The 12,753-nt window shown below is 62.0% G+C and carries 12 protein-coding genes; 1 reads left to right on the forward strand and 11 read right to left on the reverse strand.

Features of this window, described 5'->3' with window-relative positions:
• Positions 1-13: 13 nt before the first annotated feature.
• The 11 genes from CXY74_RS15250 to CXY74_RS15305 form a co-directional block, all read right to left on the reverse strand.
• Positions 14-955: a glycoside hydrolase family 43 protein gene (locus CXY74_RS15250; RefSeq protein WP_104201219.1), complete on the reverse strand. Its 942-nt coding sequence runs from the start codon at positions 953-955 to the stop codon at positions 14-16.
• Complete coding sequence (locus CXY74_RS15255) at positions 952-2,262, reverse strand: family 1 glycosylhydrolase (RefSeq protein WP_104201220.1); 1,311 nt, start codon at positions 2,260-2,262, stop codon at positions 952-954. The genes CXY74_RS15250 and CXY74_RS15255 overlap by 4 nt, the downstream gene beginning before the upstream one ends.
• Positions 2,259-3,077 (reverse strand): carbohydrate ABC transporter permease, encoded by an 819-nt coding sequence (locus CXY74_RS15260; RefSeq protein ID WP_104201221.1) that lies wholly within the window; start codon positions 3,075-3,077, stop codon positions 2,259-2,261. Before CXY74_RS15260 ends, CXY74_RS15255 begins: the two co-directional genes overlap by 4 nt.
• Positions 3,067-4,002, reverse strand: a complete 936-nt coding sequence (locus CXY74_RS15265) for a carbohydrate ABC transporter permease (protein ID WP_199183263.1) — start codon at positions 4,000-4,002, stop codon at positions 3,067-3,069. Before CXY74_RS15265 ends, CXY74_RS15260 begins: the two co-directional genes overlap by 11 nt.
• Positions 3,999-5,228 (reverse strand): ABC transporter substrate-binding protein, encoded by a 1,230-nt coding sequence (locus CXY74_RS15270; RefSeq protein WP_104201223.1) that lies wholly within the window; start codon positions 5,226-5,228, stop codon positions 3,999-4,001. Before CXY74_RS15270 ends, CXY74_RS15265 begins: the two co-directional genes overlap by 4 nt.
• A gap of 74 nt (positions 5,229-5,302) precedes the next feature.
• Positions 5,303-6,325 carry a LacI family DNA-binding transcriptional regulator gene (locus CXY74_RS15275; protein WP_104201224.1) on the reverse strand — a complete coding sequence of 341 codons (1,023 nt, stop codon included), beginning with the start codon at positions 6,323-6,325 and terminating at the stop codon, positions 5,303-5,305.
• 1,023 nt (positions 6,326-7,348) lie between these two features.
• Positions 7,349-7,801 carry a hypothetical protein gene (locus tag CXY74_RS15285; protein ID WP_104201225.1) on the reverse strand — a complete coding sequence of 151 codons (453 nt, stop codon included), beginning with the start codon at positions 7,799-7,801 and terminating at the stop codon, positions 7,349-7,351.
• Positions 7,802-7,966: 165 nt separating this feature from the next.
• Positions 7,967-8,539, reverse strand: a complete 573-nt coding sequence (locus CXY74_RS15290) for a recombinase family protein (protein ID WP_233193449.1) — start codon at positions 8,537-8,539, stop codon at positions 7,967-7,969.
• An 86-nt stretch (positions 8,540-8,625) separates the two neighbouring features.
• Entirely contained in the window at positions 8,626-9,792 is a 1,167-nt protein-coding gene (locus CXY74_RS15295) for a hypothetical protein (protein ID WP_146070168.1), read from the reverse strand.
• A gap of 295 nt (positions 9,793-10,087) precedes the next feature.
• Positions 10,088-10,672 carry a recombinase family protein gene (locus tag CXY74_RS15300; protein WP_104201228.1) on the reverse strand — a complete coding sequence of 195 codons (585 nt, stop codon included), beginning with the start codon at positions 10,670-10,672 and terminating at the stop codon, positions 10,088-10,090.
• Between the two features lie 172 nt (positions 10,673-10,844).
• The gene (locus CXY74_RS15305; protein ID WP_104201229.1) at positions 10,845-11,816 is read right to left on the reverse strand and encodes a DMT family transporter; all 972 of its coding nucleotides are present in this window, start codon (positions 11,814-11,816) and stop codon (positions 10,845-10,847) included.
• Between the two features lie 211 nt (positions 11,817-12,027).
• Here CXY74_RS15305 and CXY74_RS15310 point away from each other — a divergent pair, with 211 nt between their 5' ends.
• A complete protein-coding gene (locus CXY74_RS15310) occupies positions 12,028-12,552 on the forward strand; it encodes a GNAT family N-acetyltransferase (protein WP_104201529.1) in 525 nt (174 codons plus the stop codon).
• Positions 12,553-12,753 lie beyond the last annotated feature (201 nt).

Consider the following 12,753-nt stretch of genomic DNA (forward strand, 5'->3'; position numbering starts at 1 on the left):
TGCCTTGCGTCGGTTACCGATGGGTGGGGATGGAGGAGCCTTGCGTCGGGCCGCCGACCCAAGGCTCCTCCGGCTCGAAGGAGATGCGGCGCACGTGCATCTTGCGTGCATCATGGTGCGCATCCCATGCATGGAAAACGATTACATCGTCACCGTCCGGAGTGACCGCCAGGGAATTATGTCCGGGCCCGATCAGTCCGTCGTCGTCGGTGGTGAGCAGAGGGGCTGTGTTCTGCGGGGCGTGTGCCCACGGGCCAGCCGGGTGGTCGGCGACAGCCCACGAGATGGCATACCCGTCGCCGGTCCAAGCACCTCCGGAGTAGGTCATCCAGTATCGGCCGGCGCGGTGGATGACAGCGGGGCCTTCCAGAGTGTGCCAATCGAAGGTGCTGTTGTAAATAGCCCGGGCGCGTTCGTAGATCTGCCAGTCCGCGTTGGGCTCAAGTACCACGGCAGGGGATCCCGCGGTCGCATCCATCGCGGAGAGACGAACGACCGCGAGGTGGGTGCCGGGGCGAGGGTGCTGGAGAACGTCGCGGGCAAAGAACAGGTACCAGGTGCCGTCGACGTCGCGGAACGGGTGCGCATCGATCGCGAACGACTCGTGCGGGGTCAGGTTGACTCCTTGGTCGACGAACGGACCGAGTGGGTGGTCGGCGCGGGCGACGCGGAGATGATGCCCGACGATGCCGTGCCCGACCGAGTAGTACAGCCACCAGCCGCCGTCGGCTTCCACCACCTCCGGCGCCCAATACTCGTCACCGAGTTCGGCACCCAGCCGGGGAAGCACCGAGCCGTGTGATTCCCAGTGAGTCATATCCGTCGACGTCAGCGCCTCGAAGACCATATGCCCGGAGGCGGGCGGACGGCCCGTGCCGTAGGCCACATACGAGCCGTCGGCGACCTGCAGCACGAACGGGTCAGCGAAGTACTCCGCATACACGGGCGTGCTCATGACAGCTCCCGGAAGAGCGCGGCGGCCGGTGTGGGTACGCGCGTGAGTGTGCCGTCCGGGCGTTCATCGAGACGCACGAGGCCCATGCGACGCAGGAACGGCGTCTTCCCTTGGGAGGGGTCGCCGAGCGACGGCGCCGGCCCCACCGACGTGGTTCCATCGGCGGCGACGTTCTCCACGACGAACTCTTCGACGTTGGTGCCATCGGCAGCCCAGGACCAGTCGACGAAGTCGAACATCGGCCACCATGTATACCCACGGATATCGAACCGGTCACGCAGGTCTTCCACAACTGCGGCGGAATCGCGCAGCCAGCGCGTCCGCATCATGTCGTCACCCTCGATGCTGGTTTCGGTGATGATCAGTGGGAGCTGGTACCGGGTGGCAAAGCTTTCCAGAGCCTCGCTGAGACCGAGCGTCCATTTGTCGTAGGAGATCTGCACGTGTTTCCCGTCGACGCGGGTGACGCGACGCGGTGTCAGGTCGGGATAGTAGTTCACCCCTAGGAAGTCCGGGACGGCGGGGTTGGCGCGGAGCCAGTCCAGGTCCTCTTGACGGGCACCGTGCTCGAGGAGCCATGCCCACAATGGGTGCACCTCGTCGACACGCCCGAAGAGGAAATCGGTGGGCAGCCAGCCAATATCCCGGATGAGCGCGGTGTGCTCACCTAGTGCGGAGTCCTGAGTGTGCACGACGGTGGAGGCTTCGACGTGGACGATTACGGCGTCCGGATTGACCTCACGAATCGTTGCCGTCGTCCGTGCCATCCCCACCGCGATCGGCACCGCGACCTTCACCCACCCGTCCCACCCGGTCAGGCGCGGCGGCCAAACCCCGCGGAGTCCGCAGAACGACGCTGTGGTCACCGGTTCATTCAACGGTGTGAAGTGCGTCACTCGAGTGCGGTACCGGTCAGCGAACGCGCGAGCGAACTCCGCGATGGCCTCCGGGTACCCGGGATCAGCGAATGAATCGGTGAGCCATCGAGGTGTCCCGTAGTGGACGAGGTCTGCGACGATCGTCAGCCCCAGCTCGTCGACAACGAATGGAATCACTTTGTCGAGCTCGTCCCATGCGTACACGCCGGGAGCAACGTGGACAAGCGGCCAGCTGACGCCGCAACGGACTGCAGTCGCCCCGAGATCACGGGCGAGAGTGAGGTCTTCCCGCCAAGCAGTGGTGTGGCCGGTCAGGACGTGTTCGTCGAGCGGGGCCTCCGATGACGACACCGGGTACACACAGGTGTCTTCGATACCGAGAAGCCAGGTGAAGCCGCCGCGGGCGAAGGGCTCGTGGGGAGATATCATTTTAGTCCTGTCGTCGCAATGCCCGCCACGAAGTACTTCTGCGCGAAGAAGAACGCCAGAGCGAGGGGAAGAAGAGAGATGGTGGCCCCGGCGAGGAGGACCGCATGATCGGTGACATGCTGTCCACCGAAGAGGGTCAGCCCGGCGGGTAGAGTGCGCATCTCGGTGGAACTCGTGACGATCAGTGGCCACAGCAGGTCATTCCAGAGGTTCATGAAGTGCAGCACGGCCAGTGTCGCCAACGCGGGCTTGGCCAGAGGCAAGATGATGGTCCAGTAGATACGCAGGTGACCGGCGCCGTCGATACGCGCCGCTTCGTCGAGTTCCCGCGGTATAGAGATGAAGAACTGCCGCAGCATGAAGATCCCGAAGGCGCTCGTCGCGCGAGGAATAATCAGGCCTTGGTAAGTGTCGAGCCATCCGAAGTGGAACAGTTCGATGAACACTGGGATCAGCGTCACCTGGAACGGGACCATCAGGGTCGCGATCACGAGCCAGAACAGCACGTTCGATCCGCGGAACTGTATCCTCGCCAGCGCATACGCGCACATAGAGTCGAACAGCAGGCACAGAACGGTGGTCACGCCGGCGAAGATGAAGCTGTTCAGCAGCAGGCGCAGGAACGGCAGCTCTTGCCAGATGCTGATGTAGCCGTCGAGCGTCCACGTGGTGGGAAGAAGTCGCTCCGGTGCAGCGAACAGGTCGGCTTCGCTGCGGAATGAGCCAGCGATCATCCAGATGAACGGAATCAGCGCGGCGAGAACGCCGATGCCCAGCAGCACCCACTTGAGGGAGACATGGAATTTAGTCGACATCCTGGTACCTGAACAATCTGAGCTGAAGTGCCGACAGGAGCATGATGATGACGAACAAGACCCAGGCGATCGCGGAGGCGTACCCAAGGTTGAAGTTGGTGAAGCCCTCGCGGTACATCATCGTCACCAGAGTGTCCGTGGCGAACAACGGTCCTCCGTTGGTCATGACGTAGACGAGGTCGAAGACCTGGAGGGAGTTGATCGTCAAGATCATCGTCACGAACAGGAGCGTCGGTCGGATGCTGGGAAGGGTGACATGCCAGTTCAACTGTCGGGCGTTCGCACCGTCGAGCCGAGCCGCCTCGTAGAGAGAATCGGGCACCCCTTTGATCCCTGCGAGCAGGATCACCATCGCGTAGCCGACGGTTTTCCAGACGCTGACGAAAATCACTGTCGACAACGCCAACGACGGGTCCTGCAGGAACTCGACAGGATCGCCGCCGAAGAGCTGGACGACACCGCCGACGAATCCGATGCGGGCGTCGAGGAGGAACCGCCAGACCAATCCGATCGTTGCGAGCGCCACGATCGTCGGGAAGAAAAAGATGGAGCGGAAGACTCGATTGAACCATGTCTCGCGCATCAGGGCGGTGGCAGCCCAATAGCCGATTCCGATCTGCAGAACGACGCTGACCAGCGAGAAGAGCAGCGTCACGCGCAGCGCGTTCCAAAACAGTTCGTCGCCCAGCAGCCTCTGATAGTTGTCGAGCCCGAGCCAGATCTGGCTCTCAGCGCCGATACGCCAATCGTGCAGGCTATACCAGAGCGATTGGGTGATCGGGTAGACAATGAAAACGATAAGAATGATGATGCTCGGCGCGGCGAACAGCCATCCGGGCAGGCCTCGGAACGCCCTTCGCGGGGCGGCCCTCCCGCCGCCGGGGCGAGAGCCCCGGACGGCCGGAGAGGTAGTGCGCGTGCTCACTTGTCGGAGCATCCGGTGATCGCATTGATCTTCGCGGATGCCGCAGCGGCCGCGTCCGCGACATCGCTGCCGCGCGTGATTTCCCCAATGAAGGGCACATACGCTTCGGAATCGATCTGTGTCGAACCCTCGACACCGACGAGGTACAGCCGAGCGGTGGGCAACGCCGCCGCGAATGATGCCACGATCTCGTTGGCCGCGAGCTCGGAATCGTCGGCGAGGTCGGTGCGCACCGGCGGGAACCCGCTGTCGAGAGCGAACTGCCGCTGCGCATCCTGCCCGGTCCACCACTCCAAGAACGCCTGCGCCTCCGCCGGGTGCTTGGTCTGGGCAGAGGCTGCCATCGGCACAGTCGAACCGAGCGTCACGGGGCCATCGACTCCGACGGGAACCGGGGCGACGCCGAAGTCGATGCCGGCCTCGGCGTAACCGGCCGCAGCCCACGGACCGTTCAGCTGCATAGCCGCCTTGCCGGCACTGAACAGAGAGTCGGATTCCGCTCCCGTAAGCCCCACCGGGGCGGCGCCAGCGTTGACGAGGTCAACCCAGCTCTGCAGACCGGCCACATTCTGCGCGCTGTCGAGCACCGAGCAGCCCTCCGCGTCGACGATGTCGCCGCCCTCAAGCCACTGCAGGATCGGCCACATCTGAATCGTCTCGTGGTCCGCCAGCGAAAGCCCCACTATTCCGTCGCCGGACAACGCCGCCGCATCCTCCTTGAACTCCTCTACGGTCGTAGGCGGCTGCTCGATACCGGCCCCCGAGAAGAGCGACTTGTTGTAGTAAAGCTGCAGTGTCGCGACGTTCGCCGGCACGGCGTAGAGCGTGTCGTCCACAGTGAATGCGTCGACCGCTGCGGGCGCAAGCAGCGTCGTGTCCCCAACGTCATCGAGCTTCAGGAGCGAATTGGTGTCGAGGTACTTCTTCACGATGTTCGGGTCGAAGCTCGGCGTCGCAAGGTCAGGGCCTTGGCCGGTCGCCCACGCGGACGGCAGCTTCTGCGCGATCGTGTCCCACGGCTGCACCTCCATGGTCACCTGAATATCATCGTGAGATTCGTTGAAGGCGACGATGAGGTCTTCGTACCCTCCCCGATCTCCGCCTGTGAAACCTGTCCACAAAGTGAGCTCGACCGGGGCGTCTGATTCGGGGGCAGTAGCGCTGCAACCCGCCAAGACGACGGCCGCCACAGATGCGGCCGCCAGTGCTGATGTGATTCTTCTCATAAGAAAGCTCTCCTTCGGGCTGTATGAGATCGTGTGATTCGGATAGGTGAGAGACGGCCCTCTCGGTGTTGCGCCTAGCAGCCGCACGACCCTCGCGTCACGAGGTTGACGGGTAGGGTGACGTGGGCGTCAGCCTGCGTTACGGCAACTCCGGATACGAGGTCGAACAGTCGTTCGGTCGCGAGACGTGCCATGCGTTCCGCCGGCACGTGCATTGTGGTGATCGAGGGAGTCGTGACGCGGCTAAGGCCGAAGTCGTCGAACCCGATGATCGAGATCTCTGCGGGGACAGTGAGTTCGCGTTCGCGCAGTCGAGTCATTGCTCCGAACGCCATCTCGTCGTTGGCCGCGAACACACCGTCGATGTCGGTGACGTCCTCTACCGCGCGGGCACCAGATTCTTCGCTGTAATCACCGAGAAGCAGGTGCCCGGTGACATCGTGCGTTTGGATAGCATCGAAGAACCCGTCTCGGCGATCGATCGCACTCTGGTGGTCAAGCGGGCCGCTGATGTGCACGAGAGCCCGCCGCTGGTGAACCTCTATCAGGTGAGATGTTGCCTCGAACGCAGCGGCTCTGTCGTCGATACCGACACTGATCGAGTTAGGCAGATACGGGAAGTTTCCCAGGAGAACCAGGGGAAGACCGCTTCGGACGAGGCGCTCGACGTTGTTATCCGTCACGGCGGCGCTAGTCACGATCGCCCCGTCCACTCGCCCTGACCGCATGACACGCTCGTACGCGGCCATACCATGAGACTCGTCCGGGTTCGTAGAGATCATTACCTGCGCGTCGTTGTCATTGGCCACAGCGGTAACGCCGGTCAGCACATGCATGAAGTAGGTGTGTCCAAAGACGTGTTGGCTGGTGTTGGGAACGATGAGTGCAACGGCGTCAGCCTTCCGCGCACGAAGGGCACGTCCGGCCGAATTGGGCACGTAACCGAGTTGCTCGGCAACGGTCATCACCCGAGACTTTGTCTCAGGGCCGATTCGGGGGTGATCGCGCAGAGCCATAGACACCGCGCTGACGGAGATTCCGACTTCTTTTGCAATGTCGCGAAGCGTCGCGCCGACGGCCTTAGTTGATGATGCCACCGTGTCTCCTTCGACAACTCCCGCACTAGATGCTCAAACGTTAGAGCAATGATCCTTAGGCTTTTGAATCTGTAACGATGAACCGCCTGTGCTCGGTTGCTGCAACGTTTGAGCACGACTGTAGCAGCGAAAAGATCTGACTGTCAACGATGACTTGAAGTGACGAGTCCGGCGGGTGAGCTGCAGGGTGCATGACGGTCTAGCCAGCCACTTTTTGCGCTGCGTGGGCGATCGTCGGGCGTCCGGCATACGGACGCTTCGCGGCCTGCTCATCTGCCATAGTGTGCGTGTGGCGAATCCCAATGACGACGATCTATCAGTGATTCAGGGGATGCACCTCATCCAGGAGCGGCAGCGTTCACGAAGCTCGCCTACGTCTTCGTCGGTACGACCTTCCCGTCGCAGTTCTACTAACGTACTTGCGGCGTGGTCGCCCGGACACTCATCATCGCGAAACTCTCTCCTCGCCTCGTGCCGTATGGGTTCGGCTTGCGGGCGATCTGGGGCGTCCCAGTGTTCGTGGCGGGGCTGATCGCACTTGCGGCTGTCGCCCTCGTCACGGTTGCTCTCGCGTTGCTCGCGATCCGCGTGAGACGCAGTGGCAGCACAGGTCCAGCTGTAGCAGCCGCCATGGCGGCCTACGACGAAGCAATGAACTCGACGGCGTACACCACCTTCGTGGAGATTCAGGCGCAGGAGGATCGTAGGACTGCGATACCCGCTCCGGGACCCGTCAGACCGGAAGCGCCGCAAGCGTGCTGCGCTGCGACTAGACGAAACCTGATCGCTTGTTCCGCCCTCGCGCGACATTGCGGCGAACACCTCTTCGTGCCGTCCGCGAGGACTCCTGCCACCTGCCCGCAGCTCGACAAGGATAGGTATATCCGCTCCACAGCCAATCGTCACTGGTTGATTGGTGCGGGGCAGGGCGAAGTTGGAGAGCGTCTCGTTGGCCGTTCGTCTTACGGGGCGGCTCCTGCCTTGTGACACCGCGAGTTCGGCACCCGCTCGCTGAAATCCGAATTATCCGCCAGTGAACATTGCAATGGCCGTCTCGGCACCCGCGTCGGCGCAAGCGAGGGACAGCTTGTCGAGGCCGTCGTTCCACTCCGCGGACCTAATTCCGGTCGTTGCCATGGCGCCGAGGCTGATTACCGGCGCGGCGTCCCTGAGAGCGGCGGTTGCCTCGCTAACGTCGCCTTTTCCGCTGGTCGGCACCCGATCTAGTACGCGCGTGGCCAGCCGGTACCAGCCTTGTTGTTCCTGAGTGGCCATCCGACCGTCGCGAAGACCAGCATCGGCGTTCGCGGTAATTGTCAGAACATCGCCGAAGGCGGTGCATGTCGCCGCGTCAGTTGTGGATGCTGTGGCTGACGGAGTCGGGCTTACAGCAGGTGCGGAATCTGCGGTGCACCCGGACAGCGCCAGCGCCCCGGCCAGAGCGGACGAAGCAATTAAGACGTGCCAGTACTTCATTGGGGCCTCCCCAGGGCTCACAGCTGCACTTCACCCTATCGGACCACATGCGTGAGCCGCTCGGGGAGGCCGGTGCATTCGCTCACACCCGCCCGAACTTCCCGTAAAGGGTTCCCGTTGCCGGACCAGCGAATCCGGCCACGAGATTTCGATTGAGGGCTCCTCTCAATGGCCCGATTCGAACTGACGTTGGATAGTGCGATAAACGGTCGAGCGCGCGATGTTGAAAAGCTCCGCCAATTCCGCGCTGGAATGTAGGCCGGCAGTGTGTACTTCGATCAAATGTTTCTGTTGCGCCACCGACAGTTTGGGCTGTTTACCGCGAAGGCGCCCTTTTGCTTTGGCCACCTGCATTCCTTCCCGCGTTCTGGCGCGGATCAGGTCCGACTCGAATTCGGCGACCATCGCCAGGACGTTGAAGAGCAGGCGTCCGACGGGGTCGTTCGGATCATGCACGGCTCCGCCGATACTGAGCTTGACATCTTTGGCCGTCAGTTCGTCAATGATGTCTTTCGCATCTCTAAGTGAGCGTGCGAGTCTGTCGAGTTTGGCGACGACGAGGGTGTCTCCAGCACGGCAGGCGGCCAGCGCTTCGCGAAGCCCGGGCCGGGCCCGGTTCGTTCCGGTCAGACCATGATCGGTGTAGATCAGTGACGATCTAACGCCCAGTCGTTCCAGGGCGTTTTGTTGGGCGGTGAGACATGGCGAAACAATCCCGCTTTGAGGAGAGCGGGTCAATAATTGTCCCAGTCAACGTCCGGCTTACGGGCGTCTCCAGAGTGCGGGACCGGTGTGATCTACAAAATTGACCTGTGGTGAGGTCGTTACCTACCGGGAGTAGCGTCTGCGGCCACCTTTAGCGCCTCTGCGGCTTCTTTCACGAGGCCAGGCAGTTCGGCAGTCTTGACCTCTGCCCCATGCTTTGACGCGTCGCGGTGGGAGAACCTAGAAAGTACGTTCTTGACAAGAACCGCATCCCCGAGCTCGACGCGTGCCGCAAGCCTTATCTGATCCGCGGAGTTCGCGTAGAAAGGGGCCAACGCCTTCAACGACAACGCTACGTCTTCGGCGGTATCCGCTTCGCGGAAATGGCGACCGGCCTCGCGGAGAAGCAAGGCGCCGAAGGCACCAATTACGATTGCAATGGAGGCTCGTAGAATTCCGCCCCCTGGGGAAATATCGAAGTTCTCAATGATGGCTTCGCTGACAATATAGAAGCCAATCCCTCCCGCGAAGATGAACGCCGCCCATGCGCCGGCGCGAACCCATTGGGCTGCTTTACGCTCGCGTTTGGCGCGCCCGTACCAATCTGCGGCACTCAGATCGCCGGCCGCGTGCTCGGCCAGCGCTTCTCCCGCTCTGGTCGTCGCCGCGAGCGTGGCGATGCTGTTGAGAGCTTGTGTGTCGTGCTCCAAGTCTGTCGCCTTACGTTCCCGATCCCAGACATCGAGCACTGCCTCCCACTCTGCCCGCATCTCCGACTCGGCGGACTGGCTAACGGCGGCGATTGCCTCGCGCTCGTTCTGAATCACGGTTCGTAGTTGATTAACCTCGGCGGTGACCTTAGTCAGTTCGTCCAGTCGGTCGCGCAGCGCTTTCTCGGTCTCGGAGACACGTTGGTCAAGCTCACCGAGCCGCTCGCTGCGTGCGTCGACCTCCTTATCTAGGAGATCGACGTAAGCAGCTTTCAAATCCTTGGGAGGAGGCAACGGCAAGGCCCTAAGTGAATTCTCGAGCAGCTGGTAAGCCTGACCGTTCTGGTTACGGTATGCGAGGAACTGCCGAAAAGACGCTGTGTCTACGGGAAGCTGATTGAGCGCGGCGCTGAGCTGGTCGAGGGCACTTAGATAGAGCGCTGGCTGCCGAGCTACCCGCGTCTTGAGCGACTCGTCGAGCCACTCAATGATGTCCTTACGCGCCTGCTCCGACTCCGCCTCATCGAACCTAGCCGCGTTTAGCGACTCTCTCTTGAGCTGAAGAGTCTCCCACACCGGGTGCTTGCTGTAACGCTCATAGCCCGTTGCCAAAGTACGGCCCCCATTTCAGTCAGATGCTCCAACCAGCGTTTGAATCCGCTGGGATCGAGGCACGCCGATCAGTCTATTAGGAGCACCGACCGGGAGCTGGCTGTCACCTTGGGCGCGACAATGCCGATTCCTCGTCACTCTCCGCTGAGGCCCACACAGTTAACGTGGGAGGGAATCTCGTGGTTAGCTGATCCCGCCCGTCGCGGGTTCCCGTTGCCGGACGAGCTGTTCCGGAAACGAGATCCTAATTGACGGTCTCTCAGCGGTTCGAATTGGATTGACGTTGGATAGTTCGGTAGACGGTCGACCGCGCGACGTTGAAAAGCTCCGCCAGTTCCGCGCTGGAATGAAGGCCGGCGTTGTGGACTTCGACCAAGTGCTTCTGCTGCGGCACCGACAGCTTGGGCTGCTTACCGCGAAGATGACCCTTAGCTTTGGCCACCTGCATTCCTTCCCGGGTTCTGGCGCGAATCAGATCCGATTCAAACTCGGCGACCATAGCCAGAACATTGAAGAGGAGACGCCCGACCGGGTCGTTCGGATCGTGTAGTGCTCCGCCGATACTGAGCTTGACGTCTTTGGCCGTGAGCTCGTCGATGATGTCTTTCGCATCCCTGAGTGATCGTGCGAGTCTGTCGAGTTTCGCCACGACCAGGGTGTCTCCAGCACGGCAGGCGGCCAGCGCTTCGCGAAGCCCCGGTCGGGCCTGGTTCGTTCCGGTCAGACCATGATCGGTGTAGATCAGTGATGATCTAACGCCCAGACGTTCCAGGGCATTGTGTTGGGCGGTGAGATCTTGTTCTTCGGTGGACACGCGTGCGTATCCGATCAGTAATCCATCCATGGCGAAACCATCTCGCTCGGCTCAAAGGGAGTCAACAATCGTCGCAGTCGGGGTCCCCCTTACGGGCATGCGGGTGCGCGCCTGGTTTGGCATGTGGAGTTGATCGCCTTGTGGCGGCGTTGGTGACTGCTCGGTGCCGCACTGCGCTCCTGTCAGGTGCCCTGCTCTCTGATCAGTCGACTGCAGAAGTGCCGGCGGCCACGTCCTTATGTGGGAGTAAGCCCGAACCAGCCGGACTCGAGTCGGTCGAGGGAACTGTGACCGAGGCGATGGCGACGCCGACAAGCGCGACTGCGCCGCCGAGTGCGGTGATCGCGTCGAATGGTTCGCCAAGTACCAGGGCGAAGAGGTACCCGAGTGCCGGAATTGCTGCGGTGAGCACGCCGGTGGCTGCGGCGGGAAGACGTTCCGCGCCGTATTTAAATAGCACGAGAGTCGGCGCGGTGATTACGACACCGAGGACCAGCAGCCCCCCGAGACCTCCCCAACCGCTCGGGATATCGGCCGCGCCGACTGCCATCTCTGCGACGAGCCAAGGCAGCATAATCGCCGTACCCCACACGGCGGTCGCCGTCGCCAGCACGAGCGGATCAACGGTCCCGGTCGCCCGTTGTCGGGACTCGGCGAGTACACCCTTACGGAGAAGCACTGTATAGAGTGCGTAGCTGGCCAAGCCAATGAGGCAGAGCAGCACGCCGATATCCAAAGTGTGGCCCGCACCCGCCACGATGACGACGCCGGCGGTCGCGAGCACGAGTCCGACGATCGTGCGGGGAGGTAGGCGCTCCTTGAGGACGAACAGACCGAGCAGGGCAGTCAGCGTCGGGAGCGCCGCATTGCTGAGAGCGGCCGTGCCGGGAGTGGTGAACTCAAGACCGATGTTGGTCAGCGAGTAATATATCGCAACCCCCAGGAGCCCGAGCAGAATCGTTCGCGGATCGCGGAGGGTACGCGCGAAGACTGGCCGACGTGCGGCGAGGGGCACGAGGACGATCAGGCCGATCGCGAACCGGCCGACCGAGAGCACGGCGGGTGACGCCGTTTTCAATACCTCGCTGCTGATTCCAAAGCTCGTCGACCACAGCACCACGGCGATTCCGACGGCCACAAGAGGAAGGCGTCGATGGAGTGCGGTTTTGACCATGCTCGCAGTCTATTTCCGAGCCTCCAGCCGCACTGACACCCATGATTTCAGTTCGATCATGAGCAGCAGACCGAGCACCCGCTGGACCCGCGCACCAGGAAGGGCCATTCTCGTGCGCCTTACGAGCCACCCGCCGACCCAGGGTGTCGTCCCGTAGGAGGTTCCCCTTGCGGGCGCGGATGATTTGAGTCGCATGTGGCAGCATTCTCTAATGCCTGCTACTACTCGACTCATATCCGTCAACGATGTGGGGCGCCTCGCCGACCTTCAACTATCCAGTCGGCTTTTCTTGGCTCCATGGGACCCAATCCGCGCGGACCCCTACTTCACGGTGGCAGGTCAGCAGGCGGAAGTTGAAAACGCGCTCGCTCGACACAGCCGAGGCGAAGCCTTGCCACACGTAATTCTCGACGAGGATTCGCAGGTCGTAGGTCGGATCACATTCAGTGGGATCACCTACGGAGCCTTTCAGTCCTGCAACATGGGCTACTGGGTCGCTCAAGAAAGCAATGGACGTGGCTATGCCACCGACGCAGTTCGAGCAATGACCGCGCTGGCATTCAAAGAATTAAATCTGCACAGAATCCAGGCCGAGACGCTGATCCCCAACGCGCGCTCCCAACGAGTCCTCGAACGCGTGGGCTTCGTGCGCTACGGAACTGCACCCAAATACCTGAAAATTGCGGGCCAGTGGCAGGACCATCTCATGTATCAGCTGCTCACCGATTCCCATTGAACGGGCAACTTCGCCCACGCCGTTCCAAACCCAGTACCGCAAGACGTTCCTGTGTCGGAACGGAGCGGAACGCGTTGACCGCTTGATCCCCAAGCTCTTCGTGACCTACTCGCCGCAGGAAGGCAACCGGCGAGACCCTGTGCACCCGTCCCTCTAGGCTCATTGGGCACGGCAACGTTTGTTCGGTCGAGACTGTCGCGG

Source organism: Cryobacterium sp. Y29 (assembly GCF_002929825.1).
Lineage (GTDB): Bacteria > Actinomycetota > Actinomycetes > Actinomycetales > Microbacteriaceae > Cryobacterium.